Annotated in this window: 16 protein-coding genes; 5 read left to right on the forward strand and 11 right to left on the reverse strand. The window is 40.4% G+C overall.

The features are described 5' to 3' along the window. Nucleotides 1–136: 136 nt before the first annotated feature. Together MKY15_RS01545 and ytvI are read left to right on the forward strand one after the other, a co-directional pair. Nucleotides 137–502 (forward strand): YugN family protein, encoded by a 366-nt coding sequence (locus MKY15_RS01545; protein WP_067211539.1) that lies wholly within the window; start codon nt 137–139, stop codon nt 500–502. A gap of 134 nt (nt 503–636) precedes the next feature. Further along, nucleotides 637–1,695, forward strand: a complete 1,059-nt coding sequence (ytvI, locus tag MKY15_RS01550; RefSeq protein ID WP_067211542.1) for a sporulation integral membrane protein YtvI — start codon at nt 637–639, stop codon at nt 1,693–1,695. Between the two features lie 40 nt (nt 1,696–1,735). On the opposite strand, the gene MKY15_RS01555 is transcribed toward ytvI, so the two are convergent. The 7 genes from MKY15_RS01555 to cyoE all read right to left on the reverse strand — a co-directional run bounded on the left by MKY15_RS01555 (nt 1,736) and on the right by cyoE (nt 8,650). Continuing rightward, nucleotides 1,736–2,197 (reverse strand): DUF420 domain-containing protein, encoded by a 462-nt coding sequence (locus MKY15_RS01555; protein ID WP_067211545.1) that lies wholly within the window; start codon nt 2,195–2,197, stop codon nt 1,736–1,738. A 146-nt stretch (nt 2,198–2,343) separates the two neighbouring features. Next, complete coding sequence (gene ctaG / locus MKY15_RS01560) at nt 2,344–3,267, reverse strand: cytochrome c oxidase assembly factor CtaG (RefSeq protein ID WP_067211548.1); 924 nt, start codon at nt 3,265–3,267, stop codon at nt 2,344–2,346. Between the two features lie 407 nt (nt 3,268–3,674). After that, nucleotides 3,675–4,022, reverse strand: a complete 348-nt coding sequence (locus tag MKY15_RS01565; RefSeq protein ID WP_067211550.1) for a cytochrome C oxidase subunit IV family protein — start codon at nt 4,020–4,022, stop codon at nt 3,675–3,677. Nucleotide 4,023: 1 nt separating this feature from the next. Further along, nucleotides 4,024–4,650, reverse strand: a complete 627-nt coding sequence (locus MKY15_RS01570; RefSeq protein WP_067211552.1) for a cytochrome c oxidase subunit 3 — start codon at nt 4,648–4,650, stop codon at nt 4,024–4,026. Next, entirely contained in the window at nt 4,650–6,524 is a 1,875-nt protein-coding gene (gene ctaD, locus MKY15_RS01575; RefSeq protein ID WP_342538801.1) for a cytochrome c oxidase subunit I, read from the reverse strand. Before ctaD ends, MKY15_RS01570 begins: the two co-directional genes overlap by 1 nt. A gap of 34 nt (nt 6,525–6,558) precedes the next feature. Continuing rightward, nucleotides 6,559–7,632, reverse strand: coding sequence for a cytochrome c oxidase subunit II (gene coxB / locus MKY15_RS01580; protein ID WP_342538802.1), 1,074 nt, complete (start codon nt 7,630–7,632; stop codon nt 6,559–6,561). Between the two features lie 100 nt (nt 7,633–7,732). Further along, on the reverse strand, nt 7,733–8,650 hold the full coding sequence (cyoE, locus tag MKY15_RS01585) for a heme o synthase (protein WP_067211558.1): 918 nt from the start codon (nt 8,648–8,650) through the stop codon (nt 7,733–7,735). A gap of 325 nt (nt 8,651–8,975) precedes the next feature. Here cyoE and MKY15_RS01590 point away from each other — a divergent pair, with 325 nt between their 5' ends. After that, a complete protein-coding gene (locus MKY15_RS01590) occupies nt 8,976–9,887 on the forward strand; it encodes a heme A synthase (RefSeq protein WP_067214026.1) in 912 nt (303 codons plus the stop codon). Between the two features lie 105 nt (nt 9,888–9,992). Here the strand turns inward: MKY15_RS01590 and pyc are convergent, their stop codons facing one another. The 3 genes from pyc to MKY15_RS01605 form a co-directional block, all read right to left on the reverse strand. Next, nucleotides 9,993–13,430 (reverse strand): pyruvate carboxylase, encoded by a 3,438-nt coding sequence (gene pyc, locus MKY15_RS01595; protein ID WP_187045464.1) that lies wholly within the window; start codon nt 13,428–13,430, stop codon nt 9,993–9,995. A gap of 18 nt (nt 13,431–13,448) precedes the next feature. Beyond that, nucleotides 13,449–14,612, reverse strand: coding sequence for an FtsW/RodA/SpoVE family cell cycle protein (locus MKY15_RS01600; protein WP_067211561.1), 1,164 nt, complete (start codon nt 14,610–14,612; stop codon nt 13,449–13,451). A gap of 62 nt (nt 14,613–14,674) precedes the next feature. Then, nucleotides 14,675–14,968, reverse strand: coding sequence for a YlaN family protein (locus tag MKY15_RS01605; RefSeq protein ID WP_067211564.1), 294 nt, complete (start codon nt 14,966–14,968; stop codon nt 14,675–14,677). Nucleotides 14,969–15,364: 396 nt separating this feature from the next. On the opposite strand from MKY15_RS01605, the gene MKY15_RS01610 reads away from it, so the two are divergent. Continuing rightward, entirely contained in the window at nt 15,365–15,865 is a 501-nt protein-coding gene (locus tag MKY15_RS01610; RefSeq protein ID WP_187045465.1) for a peptidyl-prolyl cis-trans isomerase, read from the forward strand. 13 nt (nt 15,866–15,878) lie between these two features. Then, entirely contained in the window at nt 15,879–16,082 is a 204-nt protein-coding gene (locus MKY15_RS01615) for a YlaI family protein (protein ID WP_067211571.1), read from the forward strand. Nucleotides 16,083–16,895: 813 nt separating this feature from the next. Here MKY15_RS01615 and MKY15_RS01620 read toward each other — a convergent pair. Next, a complete protein-coding gene (locus MKY15_RS01620) occupies nt 16,896–17,243 on the reverse strand; it encodes a YlaH-like family protein (protein ID WP_067211573.1) in 348 nt (115 codons plus the stop codon). Nucleotides 17,244–17,274: the final 31 nt, after the last annotated feature.

The following is a 17,274-nucleotide window of genomic DNA, read 5'->3' on the forward strand; positions in this document are numbered from 1 at the left end:
AAAATGTTAAGTATTATCTTATTTATTAAATCATACGTTTGTTGACACAATGTTGTCATTGCAACTGCTGGTGATTTGTTCTATTATAAATAGGTATAGGGAATTGGCTCAACGATATATAAGGAGGATATAAACTATGTATATTGAAGATACAGGCATTGAAAATATTGTTACTGACTTATCAATACTTGATGAAATCATGTTAAAACACGACCTTGTCCGCGCAGGTCAATGGGACTACGAACGCGCAACATTTGATAAGAAATATATGATCAAAGAAGGCACGTTTTATTTGCGCGTATTCAGTTATACAACTGATGGCGATGTTGATACACGCCAAGCGACTATGATCCTTAAAAAACCAGTTGTCGGCAAGCATTACTATCCACATGGCGTTGAATACGGCGAAGGGGAACATTTCCCTGAAAGCCTTGTCAAAGACTGTGTTGCAACACTAAAAGCAGTAAGCGAAGCACTACAGCCTTATAATCTTAAAAAATAACTATGTAATAACCGCCGGAGAACTCAATGTTCTCTGGTTTTTTTATGTTTATTTACCCTTTTACTTTTCCCGACTAATCAATTGCCCATATTTTGGCTATAATTGAAAGAGTGAATAGTTTGGGGGAATAACCATTGGCAAAATGGCTTACAACACGAAACATTAGTATCATACTCATTATAATTTTTATTACTATAACTTTCATCTTTATCATTCCGATATCAATACCAATCATTTTTGCACTTCTTACGGCTTTACTGATTGACCCAATCGTTAGACTTACCGAAAAAAAGTTTAAATGGAGTCGAAAAACGTCGGTCATTTCAGTGTTCATTTTTATCCTAGTTATTTTAGCTTTGTTCTTCTATTATGCAGTCACTCAGTTAGTGGGTAAAATCATACATTTCACAAAGGTAGCACCTGACTATTTCAATTCGCTATCCGGCGTCTGGATTGATGCGCAAAGCAAATTATTCCAATTTACATCTGGAATGCCAAAAGATGTTGTCACTGCAATACAGAAAGAATTCAAAAACATATTCGAATCTATTCAAGAATCAATTCTGGGTTTACTCAGTTACGATAAGATTATGGCTCTAATGACTGAAGTTCCAAATTTCCTTGTCAACTTGAGTGTTTATATCATCGTACTTTTCTTATTTATGCTCGAATTACCTGAATTAAAGAAAATGTTATTTAGACACTTGACTACTTCTACGGCAGAAAAAGCACGGTTCATAATCGCTAAACTAAATTCTGCTTTTTTCGGTTTTATGAAAGCACAGTTTATTGTCAGTTTTATTATTCTTGGAGTTGCTTTTGTCGGACTGTTTTTAATTACACCTAAATATGCACTCATCATGTCCCTCACAATTTGGATTATCGATCTAATCCCCATCCTCGGATCAGTTATTGTCCTTGCGCCCTGGTCACTTTATCAGTTCATCAGCGGCGATATCGCAACAGGAACGAAACTTGCGATTTTGGCAGCAATCTTACTCATCATACGAAGTACAATCGAACCTAAAGTGATGGGATCTCAAATCGGCTTATCACCGCTCCCCACACTAATCGCTATGTTTCTAGGACTGAAGCTATTCGGCTTCCTCGGATTATTTATTGGACCATTAGCTGTCATCCTCTTTACAACAGCCCGTGAAGCCGGAATCTTCAAAATCAATTTCAGGATTTAAACAAAAACGCTTTCACATATTCGTGAAAGCGTTTTGTTCGTTAAAAACCAAGAATTGCTTTAAACATTGACGTTACTTCCCCACCCTTATAAAAAACATAAAGAAGTAAATAAACAGCAACACCTGTTATTGCTGTGAAGAACCAAATAACACTCGTGATTGGACCAAGCTTCCGATGTCTGACCAAATTATTCTTCAATCCTGCATTAATCGTCACCACACCAAATACTGCTCCTGTTGTCGCAAGTATTATGTGGAAAATAAGGAAAATCGTATAATAGATTTTCAAATTCTCCGGACCGCCAAACGACGTATTACCAACCAATATAGTTCTCGAAACGTAAATGATTAAAAAAAGAATTGCTGATACCGCGGCTGCCAGCATCGTTTTCTTATGCGCTTCAATTTTCCTTTTACGAATTAAGTTCCATCCTATTGCAACTAGCACTGCTGATAAAACAATAAAAAACGTACTTATTGTAGGTAGAAAGGGCAGATTCATTCATTATTCCCCCGATTTGTAAAGTTTCCCTATATCTGTATATGTTGAATTAAATAATCCCATTGAATCTGTTGGCGACAGAAGGCTCCCCTTAAAAGGTGCCTTCGCTGTTTATATAAGTATTAAGATTTTCAACTTATAGCCTATTATCTATATAACGTCATTTTTTGACGTTCCAATAACGCGTTGGCAGTAATTTCTTCTGCATTGTCCTGCTCTTCTCTATGCCATTTAATAAAAATACTACCTAGGACACCAACATAAATGATTTCTTGGAACACTTTCATAATAATTCCACCAAGTTGCTGATCAACTAATGTAGGCATATTGGTAAATAATTCAGGACCTGAAATGCCTAAGCCCGCTAATCCTGAAAGTGTACTTGCGGGCACACAAAGCGCCATTGCCCGTAACCAAGATTCGCCAGATTTATATGTTTCATAAACAGGTACATCTACGAAAATGATAAGGGAACATGCAGGAGTGATCAATATTGCACTTAAAATAATATAACCTATTTTTTTCAAGCCATGAAGCTTCGGCTGTCCCTTCAGCGTATTAATGATTGGCCACCAGAAAAACACCGCCGCAACAAATAACGTGATAGTAAAAATTGTGTGCAATGGAGCACTTAATTTCACATTATCTAAAATAAGTGGAATATGGTAAACGGAAAACATACCACAGAATACCAATAGACTGAGAATCGGTTTAGTAAAGAAAGTTATTATGCGGTCAAGAATCCCAATATCAAAAACTTTTTTCCACATCCAGTTAGGAATCCCCATCATGATTAATGGAGCAACCACAAGCAATAGAACCGCCATTTGAACCATGTGAATTGAAAATAAGATATGTCCAAGTAAATCTACAGGTGAACCTTTGACAACATAAAGTATAACCATCCCGGACATGAATAAGATTATTTGTTTTCTTGTAACGGGATACGTATCCTGAAATCGATGACGCATTTTAGTCGTCAATAATAAATATAAGGCCATACCAAGTATGATAATTAGTAAGAACCACGGACTCCACAAAGCTCGGAATCCAAATATACTTAAAGGCATTGCCATCGCTCCCTTTTTTAAAGTCTTTCTTTATTATAAAACTAATAGCGGTGTAACTCAATGTACGAACTATGACAATTGATAAGAAAAGTGCAAGGCGCCGTCCAGCCCTGACAGGCAGATATGAAAAGGAAGGCAGTCTAAGAGCTCCCCGTGTTGTCTTAAACGGCTTCTTGACTATCTCCTCACTTTGGCCAACGAGGAGGTAGTCAAGAAGCTACCAAGGAGGAATGAACGGCTTATGATCTAGGAGGAAACGCAGCCTAAGTGCGCCACTTTCTGAGGGCCTCCTGGCGGTTGGAGCTAGACACTGTTCCATGTTGAAAAACTTATACTTTCTAAGCTTTTAAAAAAAGAAAAAGCCTATGGAGAATAAAATCTTCCATAGGCTTTCTTGTCTATTGATATTACCACCAAACAATTGCTACAAACGTTAACACAACAATGAATCCAAAAATGGCTCCCGTATACATGAACATTTGTGGAATACCATGTCCTTTTTCATTCATGTGCATGAAGTAATACAACTGTAAGCCAACTTGCACAGCTGCAAAAAGCAGAAGCGTTGGGATAATCAAATACTTAGAAAATCCAGCTACGTCAGCTTGATAAGCCATAACCATTGAAAATGACATAATCGTTAAGAAAATCATAAGCGAGAACATCATAATCTGACCGCGCATTGACTTACGTGCGCGTCTTTGACCTAAGTTAAATTCAGCTGGTGACTTTTTATAAACTTGAACGTCAGACATATTAACCTATCACTCCCATCAAGTAGACTACAGTGAAGATGAATACCCAAACAACATCGATAAAGTGCCAGTATAACGAGAATGTATAGTACTTAGGCGCGTTATACAAGTTCAGTCCGCGCTTGGAGTTACGGAAGATGAGTAGCGTAAGCCAGACAAGTCCGATCGCTACGTGGAAACCGTGCGTACCAACAAGCGTATAGAATGCAGAACTAAATGCACTGTTATCAAATGTAAAGCCTAAATGTATATAGTGTACAAACTCATACACTTCGAGCGCAAGGAAACCAAGCCCAAGGAATGCAGTAATGACAAGCCATAGCTGCATTTTCTTGAAATCGTAGTTTTTCAAATGATACATCGCGTATACACTCGTCAAAGATGAAGTTAATAAAAGCAACGTCATGACGAAGACAAGCGGTAATTCAAAAAGCCCTTGTGTCGAAAATTCAAATCCACTTGGTCCTTTGTTCTTTAAAGCAAGATAGGTCGCAAAAAGCGTTGCGAACAAGATTGTCTCTCCGCCAAGGAACAGCCAGAATCCAACAAATTTATTCTTTGCCTCTAACGTTGCTTTTTCCGGATGATCAGGCCACGTCTCAGGGGTGAATTTTTTATTCAAATCCATTATTTTTGTCCCCCTTTACGTTTCATATCTCTTAAGATGTCTTCTTTCTTAACATAGAAGCCAAGATCGTCTTTCAATGAACGCATTGCCATAGAAGCGAAAGTCCATATAAGACCAATTACTAGAACTGCCATTCCCCATGATTCCTCAGTACGGAACATTGCTCCAAATCCTGCAATGAACAGACCTAAACTTAACATGAATGGAATGAAAGAACCGTTCGGCATATGGATATCTTGAACAGGTTCAGCCGGAGTAATTCCCGACAGATTACCTTCCATTTTTTCGATGTACACTGTATCAAGACCACGTACAAGTGGAGTCTGCGCAAAGTTATAGAATGGCGGTGGAGATTCAATCGCCCATTCTAGCGTACGCCCGTCACCCCAAGGGTCATTTGCTACACGTACGTTTTTAATTGAAGTTACGATAATGTTATAAACCATAATCGTAATCCCAATAGCCATTAATAGTGCACCTACAGAACTAATTAAGTTTGCTGAGTTCCAACCTTGACCATTCATGTATGTAAATACACGACGCGGCATTCCCCAGAAACCTAACCAGTGTTGAATTAGGAATGTTAAATGGAAACCGATAAAGAAGAACCAAAATGTAACTTTACCAAGTGCTTCATTTAGCATTGTACCGAACATCTTCGGCCAATATAGATGAGTACCCGCAAGTATACCGAATACAGTACCACCAACGATTACATAGTGGAAGTGAGCAACAACAAAGTATGTGTCATGCAATTGGTAATCAAGTGGTGCAGTACCTAGCATAACACCCGTAACTCCACCCATAACAAACGTTGGGATGAAGCTCAACGCCCAAAGCATTGGTGTTGTTACTTTAATACTTCCGCCCCATATGGTTAGCAACCAGTTAAATATCTTAACTCCAGTAGGTATGGCAATAGCCATTGTCGCTACAGAGAAGATCGCGTTTGCTGTTGGCCCAAGACCAACTGTAAACATATGGTGAGCCCAAACCATGAAGCCTAGGAATCCAATAAGGACGGTAGCAAATACCATCGCTGAATAACCAAATAGTCTTTTTCGAGAGAATATTGTAAAGATCTCCGAGAAAATACCGAATGCCGGTAAAATCAGAATATATACTTCAGGGTGACCAAATATCCAGAATATATGCTCCCATATAATGGTATTACCACCCATCACAGGATCGAAGAAGTTAGCACCAAACATTCTTTCAAATGTCAGAAGGAAAAGTCCTACTGTAAGTGGTGGGAATGCGAACAGAATCATAGCTGACGCAACGAACGTAGTCCATGTGAATAATGGCATACGCATATACGTCATCCCTGGTGCACGCATATTGATAATCGTTACGAGGAAGTTAATCCCCCCTAATAATGTACCACCACCGGCTATTTGAAGTCCTATTGCATAAAAATCAACACCATGTCCTTCAGATGCCATTGCAAGTGATGCGTAAGATGTCCAACCTGCATCAGGAACTTGACCAAAGAACCATGATACGTTTAAGAATACTCCACCGAAGAAGAACATCCAAAAACCTAGTGAGTTAAGAAATGGGAATGCTACATCACGCGCTCCAATTTGGAGTGGCATAATGGCGTTCATAAATCCAATTAATATAGGCATGGCCGCCAAGAAAATCATCGTCGTTCCGTGCATCGTAATAATTTGGTTAAATATTCCTGCACTGACGAGATCGTTGTTTGGCGTTAAAAGTTGCAAACGAATGATCATTGCTTCTATACCGCCGACTATGAAGAAGAATCCTCCACCTAGGAGATAAAGGATACCGATCTTCTTATGGTCAACTGTTGTAAGCCAATCCCATAGCGTTGCGCCAAAACCTCTTTTTTGAGCAACTGAACTCAATTTGTTTACCTCCTCTTCAAATTCACGTTAATAGTTATTTTTCTACTGAAAGTCCCATGAGGTACTCAGCAATTGAATTTATTTCCTCGTTAGAAAGTTGTTCACCGAATGACGGCATCAAGTTTCCTGGCTTTTGTTTCTGAGTGTCTGAAATCCACTCAACCAAATCCTCTTGCGTGTGATCCATAAATCCAGCAACACGATTACGGTCACCAAATGACGCTAGGTTTGGTCCAGCCTTATCTCCGCCTTCACCGACTGCAGATGTCGCATGACATGCAATACAACTTTGTTGGAATAATTCTTCACCTTGACCAGCTGCAGCAACATCTGTTGTTTCTTCACCAGTTGCTTGCATTGCTGTAACCCATTTATCGAATTCAGCACGGGGTAATGATTTTACTTTGAAATCCATAAGTGCGTGTGATGGACCACAAAGCTCCGCACACTTCCCGTAAAACACTCCGTCTTGCACATCTTTCGATTCTTTATCAAACGTTAAATAAAATTTGTTTACGTTTTCAACGTTTGTATCGAGTTTTCCTCCGATTGCCGGAATCCAGAAGGAGTGCTTAACATCTGCCGCAAGGAGGTTGAAATATACTTTTTCTCCAGTTGGTACAACAAGTTCTTGCGCTGTAACAATTCCGAGATTAGGATATTCAAATTCCCACCAGTATAACTTAGCCGTAACATCTACGACCAGATTTTCTGACTCGCCATCCTCATTGACTTCATTCATCGCACTGACATCGCTTAGTTTATATGTGTAATAAACTGTAGGGACCGCTAGAAGTAAAACAAGGAGAACAGGAATAATCGTCCATACAAGTTCTAATGTATGGCTTCCTTCAACTTCTTTAGGAACAAAGTCCTCACCCAGTTTCGAGCGTCTGAAACGAACAATTGCAACTACATAAATAATCACTACTACTAGAATAACCAGTAACATGATTCCTGATGATAACATCAGCAATTTGAATTGATCTTTCCCGACTTGACCAGCCGGAAGAAGTGTGGATAGCCCTTCCTGACCACACCCCGCTAGAAACACGGTAAGAGCTGCTAATAAAGAAAAAAGACGCCACTTTTTGAGTCCTTTCATCATCGCTTAATGATACCTCTCTTTCTAAAAAAATGTTTTTCTTCTTGTGAGGACTGCTGACCTCTTTATATGAATTCCTATGCAAAGAAAGAATTCCAATATGTTAGATGAATATCGAGAAGATAATCATGGCCACAAAAAGGATCGTCATGTAATTCAATGAATAGATGAACATACCCGTTGCCCATTTTATATCATCTTTCGCTTTAAATCCTTTAAGTGCTAAATACAGCCACCCTATATTCAATGCGCTCGCAAGTACTAAGAAGCCTACCCCTAGCTCAGTAAGTAGAAACGGCAATGGAAATAAAAACAGTACCCATACCAACATCGATTTCTTCGTTCTTGCAAAACCTTTTACAACAGGTAGCATTGGAATATTTGCTGCACGGTATTCGTCTGTCCGACGCATCGCCAGCGCATAAAAATGCGGCGGTTGCCAAACAAACATAATCAGGAATAGCGCCAAGGCACCTGCACCAAGTGCTGGTTCAACCGCAGCCCATCCGATTAAAGGCGGAATTGCTCCCGAAACACTTCCAACTACTGTATTAGCTACGTGCCTACGTTTCGACCACATCGAATAGAGTACAACATAACTGAAGATACCTGCAAGTCCCCAAAGACCAGCTGCTATAGAAGCAGAAAACAATAGCACTTCGCCTACTACGATGAAAGTCAGCGCAAGTGTCAATACAGCCGGTGCCTTGAATCGCCCGGTAACTGTTGGTCTGGACTTTGTTCTCGTCATGACTGGATCAATATCACGATCAATCAAGTTGTTCAGTGCCGCAGATCCAGCAATTATCAATCCCGATCCGAGAAGAGCATAGACAAGCAAATCTATATTATGTAGAAAGTTTTTACCAGTGAACTGAAAAGCAAGAAATAGTCCCGTAAAAGTTGTGATCATGTTCGAATTAACAATGCCGATTTTAATGAGCGCAAGGAAGTCCTTATAAAGAGACACCGTCACTACATTCGATTCGACAGGTGTGGAAATTGTATGACCGTTTGACAAGTTACCCCTCCTTCCAAAGTTGTGAGCGTTAACCGCTACAGTTAACTATAGCGAAATTCGGGTAGTATTTCTATACATATACAAAATTTCTACCGAATTCCTTGAAATATCGACACATTTATTACTCAACACCCTCTATAGTAAATCATTTCGATGGGTCTTTTGTGAAGTTAAAGCGTCTTCTTTATGAACAATTTGTGAAAAGGTCCATTACTGAGGCATTTTCAGCCAATCTTCGTTGTCTTTTTACTTATTTTTCGTTATCATCAAAAAAGCAGGGACCTTTTATACAATGGTCATCAATAAAAAAGTAGGTGTCATTTTTTTGAAATCTAATAGATATTTAAAATGGTTCGCAGTCGCATCGACAATAGGCATGCTTTTAATCTTACTTGGAGGGGCGCTTGTTACAAAAACCGATAGCGGCATGGGCTGCGGCAGACATTGGCCAGGATGTAACGGGCAACTTATTCCCGATGAGATTACCGCAGAAGTACTTATTGAATTTTCACATCGGCTGGTAACTGGGTCTGTGGGAATCTTGATTGTCATATTAGCTGTCTGGTCATGGAAATCAATCGGACATATAAGGGAAACAAAATTCTTAGCAATCGCGGCCGTATTCTTCCTTATATTACAGGCATTGATTGGTGCCGCTCAAGTATTATGGGGTCAAGGTGATTTCATACTCGCGCTTCATTTTGGTATTTCTCTTTTAAGCTTTGCATCAGTCCTTCTATTAACCCTTCTCATATTTGAAGTGGATCGAAAGTTTGATGCAGATAAGTTACAAATAGGTAAACGGTTGAAATGGCATACAATTGGCGTATCCGTTTACTCTTACTTTGTAGTTTATACTGGAGCACTCGTCCGTCATACAGAGTCTGGTCTTGCCTGCCTGGACTGGCCACTATGCCAGAACGCGGCATTCGCCCTTCCGCGTAACATGTTCGAGTGGGTTCAGATGGGTCACCGTACTGCCGCGGCATTTATTTTCGTCTGGTTATTAATCATCATGATCCATGCACTTCGTCATTACAAAAATCAACGCGTCATCTATTGGGGCTGGAGTATCGCATTTATACTTGTCGCACTCCAGGCAACAACAGGAATGTTGGTTGTTTTGACTAGACTAAACCTTTATATTGCTTTGCTTCATTCATTATTCATCACGTTGTTATTCGGTTTGTTAACGTACATGATTCTACTTGTATCAAGAAGTAAACTATCAAAATGAGTAGTAAGGACCAGCCCTTGGCCAGTCCTTACTACTTGTCTACCCAACTTATTAACAAAAAAAACAAGAGCACCCGAATATAATTCGAGTGCTCTTGTTTTTATGTTAGTGCTCCAGTTCAACGAGCAAATCACCTGTAGCTATCGATTCTCCTGCAGCCACATATATTTCTTTTACTATACCATCGAAAGGTGCTTGTATCGTTGTCTCCATTTTCATAGCTTCTGTGATGAGCAAATGTTCTCCTCTTTTCACTTTCGCTCCCTTTGAGACTGCAACTTTCAAAACAGTTCCCGGCATAGTAGCAGCAATATGCGCAGCATTTGAGGTATCCGCTTTTTGTTTCCTAACTGCGACGGACTCTACACTCATATCTTCAATAATCACTTCACGCGGCTGTCCGTTCAATTCGAAATAGATGACTCTTGTTGCATCCGATTGCGGTTCGCTAATCGACACTAGCTTAACAATCAACGTTTTCCCTTTTTCAATCTCTACTTCGATTTCCTCGCCGAGACGCATCCCATATAGGAATTCAGGTGTATCAATAACAGATACATCACCGAACTGCTTATTCGTTTGCGAATATTCTTCGAAAACTTTCGGATAAAGGGCATAAGAAAGTACTTCATGGCTAGTAACTGGACGTTCCAATTTCACATTCAATTCATCCCGTAGCTTTTCAAAATTGACATCTTCCAATAGTTCTCCAGGACGTACAGTAATCGCTTGGCGTTCTTTTAAAATGATTTTTTGAAGTTCTTCTGGGAATCCACCATATGGTTGGCCGATATATCCTTCGAAAAACTCAATAACTGATTCCGGGAAGTCGATGGACTTTCCGCGTACAAGGACTGACTTTTCGTCAAGTTCGTTCTGTACCATAAACAAGGCCATATCGCCAACAACCTTCGATGAAGGTGTCACTTTCACAACATCTCCGAATAACAGATTAACGCGAGAATACATGCTCTTCACTTCTTCCCAGCGCTCACCTAGACCTACCGCTTTCGCTTGTTGCTGTAAGTTTGAATACTGGCCACCAGGCATTTCATGTACATAGATTTCCGAATGCGGACTCATCATGCCACTTTCAAAGTGCTGATAATACTTCCGAACATCTTCCCAGTAGTACGATAAGTCTTCAAGTGATTTCACGTTTGCACGTACATTGCGTTTACCGCCTTGCAGCGCGTAGTGTAGCGAACTTGCCGACGGTTGTGAAGTTAGACCTGCCATTGATCCTAAAGCCGTGTCAACGATGTCTACGCCAGCCTCAATCGCTTTGGCATACATATAGATACCGTTTCCACTCGTATCATGCGAATGTAGGTGAATTGGAATGTCCACTGTTGCTTTCAATTCAGAAACTAGTCGATAAGCCGCCTCCGGTTTTAAAAGACCTGCCATATCTTTGATAGCAAGAATGTGGGCTCCAGCTGATTCAAGATCTTTTGCCATCTCTTTATAATAATTAACCGTATATTTCGCTCGGGAATCGTCAAGAATATCTCCTGTATAACAAATTGCCGCTTCGGCAACTTTCCCCGCATCCCGTGTTGCATCAATTGCAACTTCCATGCCTTTAATCCAGTTCAAGCTGTCGAAAATACGGAAGACATCAATCCCAGCATCCGCTGACTTTTTAACAAACTCACGGATGACATTGTCAGGATAATTTGTATAACCTACGGCATTTGCGCCGCGGAATAGCATTTGGAAAAGTACATTTGGAATTTGTTCTCGCAGTTTTAACAGCCTGTCCCAAGGATCTTCTTTCAGGAACCTATAAGCAACATCGAATGTTGCTCCGCCCCACATTTCATAAGAAAACAGGTCAGGCATCAGTCTTGCCGATTCAGCCGCAATTGACGTCATATCGGAAGTACGCACCCGTGTAGCCAACAATGATTGATGTGCATCGCGGAATGTTGTATCTGTCAAAAGTACATCGTCTTGCTCTTTAATCCATTTGATAAGCCCTTCAGCACCACGTTCATCCAAAATTTGTTTTGTACCCGGTTTTGGCGGTGTAAGAAGGTCAATTATCGGTTTTCTTACAGGATGTAGAACCGGCTTAGATTGTTTACCGATTCCCGGGAATCCATTAACAGTCACATTACCAATATAATTCAACATTTTCGTCCCACGGTCTTTGCGGTTCGGGAACAGGAATAATTCAGGTGTTGAATCAATAAAACTCGTATTATAGTTACCTGTTAAGAAGTTTTTGTGCTTCACAACATTCTCAAGAAACGGGATATTTGTTTTGATGCCACGAATCCGGAATTCCTGTAAATTCCTGTCCATTTTGGAAGCAGCTTCACGGAAAGTCATACCCCATGTAGATACTTTAACAAGTAATGAATCATAGTACGGCGTGATGATAGCCCCTTGGAAACCGTTCCCCGCGTCAAGACGAACACCGAATCCTCCACCCGATCGGTAAACCGATAATTTACCAGTATCCGGCATGAAATCATTCAATGGATCCTCCGTTGTCACACGGGATTGGATTGCATATCCGAATAACGGAATCTTGTCTTGTGTTGGTATGCCTGTTTCAGTAGCGTGAAGGTTTTTCCCGTCTGCAATATGAATTTGCGCGTGGACGATATCGATACCCGTCACCATTTCAGTAATTGTATGCTCAACTTGAATACGTGGATTTACCTCGATGAAATAAAATCGGCCATCCGATACGAGAAATTCTACGGTTCCCGCATTTTTATAATTAACATTTCGCATCACCTTTACTGCCGCATCGCAAATTGCTTCCCGTAATCCGTCTTCAAGTGAAATCGAGGGTGCTATTTCGACGACTTTCTGATGGCGACGCTGAATTGAGCAATCCCGCTCGAATAGATGAATGACATTTCCATATGTATCTCCAAGTATTTGTACCTCGATATGTTTTGGTTTATCGATGTATTTCTCGACATACACTTCATCAGATCCGAATGCAGATTTCGCTTCTGACCGCGCACGTTCAAAAGCCTCGTTGACTTCTTCCGCAGAATTCACAATCCTCATTCCGCGTCCTCCACCACCAAGAGATGCTTTAATGATGACAGGATAACCATTCGATTCGCCAAACATTGCGACTTCTCCGACTGTAGAAACCGGACCGTCACTACCTGGAATCACTGGAATTCCCGCTTTAACAGCCTGCTCACGTGCTTTTACTTTATCCCCAAACATATCCAGTTGCTTTGAACTTGGGCCGATGAAAATAATTCCTTCTTCTTCTAAACGCCTTGCAAATTCTGTGTTTTCAGCAAGAAATCCATAACCAGGATGGATCGCATTCGCGCCACAATCTTTCGCTATCGCGATAATCCCTTCGATATCGAGATAAGCATCAATCGGCTTCTTACCTTCTCCGACTAGATAAGACTCATCTGCCTTGTAACGATGGAATGACCCACTATCTTCCGCTGAATAAATACCCACCGTCGGTATATTCAATTCGGTACAAGCGCGAAAAACTCGTATTGCTATTTCTCCACGGTTGGCTACAAGAATTTTCTTAATCTGTTCCATCACAAGGCACTTCCTTTTCTAATTGTTTTTTTCATATTTTACGAACATTGAGACATTCGTTAATATTCCTAAAGCTAAAGATAACAGAATAACAGATGTACCGCCATAGCTAATAAACGGCAAAGTAACTCCTGTAAGCGGTATCAACCCCGTCAGGCCACCCAAATTAACGAATGTTTGAATTCCTATCATACTTCCAATTCCCGCCGCAAGCATGCGCGCATGGGGATCTTTTGCCTGAAGCGCAATAGATAAAGCCCTTAAGACGATGAAACCGAGTCCCCCTATTACGATAATAGCACCAAGAAGGCCTAATTCTTCTGAAATCACCGCCATAATGACATCTGTTTGCGGCTCTGGTAAGTAGCCCATTTTTTGAATAGAGTTACCAAGACCTCTCCCTTGCAAACCTCCAGAACCAATGGCAATATAGCCGTTCGCAATCTGATAGCCAGACCCTTGGATATAATCGAATGGGTTCAGGAATGATAGTATACGGCCAGCCCTACCTGGGGTCATAATCGATTCCCATTTGAAATAAAGGACAAGCGCAGCAAAGACAAGACCCACAGAAATTATCCCGCTAATTTTCATAAAGGTTCTTTTTTTAATACCGCTTGCTGCTAGGACCGAAAGTGCTGTGATGATTATAATGAACGAGCCTCCGATATCAGTCTCGAGCATAATAGAACCCACTGCTAATACTAAAATGACCACGGGCGGTAATATTGACTGGTTAATATTATCGATTGTGCCAGACTCATATTTTTTTGCAAAAACTCCTGAAAAATAGACAATTAAGACCAATTTCGCAACTTCTGAGGGTTGTAGATTACCAAAAGGCGTTTTTATCCAACTAGTGGCTCCAACATGATCACCTGTACCAACGAAATGGACCAGAAACAACAGAAATAGCATACCTATTACAGCAAAAATCATCAATTTTTTCCGTTTATAATTCTTGTACGGAAAAAAAGCCGCCAAAAAGAAAGCGGGAATGGCAAGTTTTAAATTTAACAACTGTTTTTGATAAAAAGAATCTGCCGGAAGATCATACCTACCTACCGCTACAACCATACTTGAACTGTATATCATGACAAGTCCGAACAGACAAAGTAACAGGTAGACAAAAAACAGTGGGAAATCAAAATAGCGGAATAGCTTTTTAGTATATGTTTTCATAGGGTTACCTCTTTTTCATTAAACAAAAAACTCAAACCATTATGTCAGTTTGAGTTTTCGGCTTATTTTCTCGTATATACTTCATGCAACACTGTCATTTCTTTCTCAAGTAAAGAAAGAATTTCATTGCCTTTCGGACGGTCAATCAAACCTAGCTTTACAGCAAAGTCAATTTCACGAGACAAGCCATACATTTGTGTATCCAACACTTCTTCATAGAGTGGGCACTGCGGCATCGTCAAATGGTCCATCTGTACTTTTATAAGTTGACCAATCTTATCAGCATCAGCTTGAAGTTGCTTCAATGCCTTTTCCTGATACGTTTCCTTATTCGTTTCCTGCAATTCTATATCCATGAGGACGCCCCCATCAAACTTTTATTTCTTAATGGTTATTATCAATAAATTGTATCTTTCAGAACAGGAAAAAGCAAGCGTTTTCCCTTTGGCGTTTTACAAAACAAAAATACAAGTGCTTGTAACAGATGAACGAAGCCTAAATGCGCCACTCCCTGTAGCAACAGTACATAACCTATATCCTTCTCAAACAAAAAATGCCGCCTCTTCAGCCCTTCTTATTGCCAGAGTCGCTATGGACTGATGTTAGGTAGTATTATCTTTATGTTACAACTTATCTATAGGACAAAATTCTCTAGTTTCCTAAGCCATCGAAAAGCAAAAGCTTTTCCTTGAGACATCAAAGCGTTATACTAGAAACAAAAGATAATTTAATTCAAGTAGGGGGATATTCATTTGGAATCAATAATTCCGATTAAAGGAAATGTACGTCATGTCATCACACTTGACCCGACCGTGTGGATTTTCGATGATCGTCGCGTTGATTTGAAAACGTACTTTACAGAAAGTCACATCGAAAAAGATGAACTAGAAGAATATAAAAGAGCTATGGGGAAACATTGGTCCCGTGAAATAATGGAAGGCGCAACGTTCCCGCCTACCCTGGAAACAGAAAAAAAGTTTGAAAAACGAAAAGTCCTTACTGGAACATACGGCATCCAATTGCGTCACTTTTTAAAAATCGCGGAGCCTGCCGAAAATGCACGAACATTAGCATTTGAAACATCAGACGGCGAAAGTCACTCATTCCCACTTACGAAAGTCGATGATATCATTTTCAAATTCAGCGACGAGGGTAAGCCGCTACTTGAGGGCGGGCCCGTGCATGTTGTCTTCAAAGACGGTTCGAACAATGATAATCCGATTCGCAACGTCATTGCGATCCGAGTTGACTGAAGGAGGATTTCCAATGCGTGTAAAATGTGTCATCTGTGACAACGTCGGGCAACTTCCAGACGATTTGCCACTAGCAAAAACACTCCGGAATCGCCCTATCCATACGTATATGTGTCAGGAATGTAATAATCGGATTGCCGAAAAAACGATTGCACGAATCGCAACTGGGAATTTCATTTTCTACCGAAGTTCCCAGTCAATCGAAAAAGATTTCTGAGAAAAGCGTAAGGCGCCTGAAGCCTAGACACTGTTCCGTGTCGAAAACTTATACATTCTTACACATGTGTTGATTAACCAAAGTTAACCACAAAACAACTTAATCAAATACTAGGCGTCCCGAGTACAGTTGCTTTGGATTGAACAACTCCTATACCAGTACCGAGATATCTTAATGTGTAGGGATGCGACTTCGTCGCATTCCTACACATTTTTTCGGTAATCGTATGAGTGTCCTTCATCCGTCGCGCTCCAAATGCATAAGTACACGTAGTGCTGAAGCTTTTTGGGACAAAAGAATAGCTAGCTTCTTATCTGGATAAAGGCCGCCAAAGATACAATTTTGGCGGCTGATGCTTTCTCTATGGTTCTTTCTTTTTTATTTTAAAGAAGTGTCACTTTCTATAAGGCATCACATGATTACATGAATAATCTTTGCTAAAAGTAAGTAAGGAACGCGTTGTACGACGGGCAAGAGTGCCCGTAATTGTATCTTCGGGCACCTACACTCTATATAGAAAGTCATCTATTCTTTTCTTTCAAAGCAGCTACATTTTTCACTTGAACTTTGTAGGAACGCGACAGGCAACTATTCGCAACAGAATTACTGAAAAAAGTGTGGCTAGAAGTGACGGATTCACTTCTAGCCACACTAGGGTCCCTCGGTAAAGGTGTCGTGATTATTCAGCCGAAAGCGAACCGGAAATGATCCAATGAAAATGGATTTCCCTAAGCCCTACTCACCAGTATTTGATACAAATAGATAGTTAATCAACAGACGTGACTTTCTTATATTCTAAAAAAGAAGACTCCATCAGATGATGGAGTCTTCTTTTTTCTCTTTATACTCATTCATCCTGCGCACTCGGTAGATAATTAAAATAAGAGCCGCCACGATGAGAGCCTCCACGATCGGGAGGAAAAAGCCAAGAAACGTCAAAATTAGACAGCCGATAAACAAGAAGGCATAGATCAGCAAAGTCTGTAAAGGCCTCAGTTTTCTAGCAAATCCCAGTTTATAAACAATTGCCGACATGAGGAAGACGAGGGCAAAAAGTACATAACCGGCAGCCGTATAGGAAGGCATCACTTCGTATATAAAGCGTGCAATACCCGACATCTTTCCGAATACGAACTCTGTATCGCCAACACTAGCACTCATTCAACACATTCCCTTCTGTAAAGCTTTTCTA

This window comes from Sporosarcina sp. FSL K6-1540 (assembly GCF_038620285.1).
Classification (GTDB): domain Bacteria; phylum Bacillota; class Bacilli; order Bacillales_A; family Planococcaceae; genus Sporosarcina; species Sporosarcina psychrophila.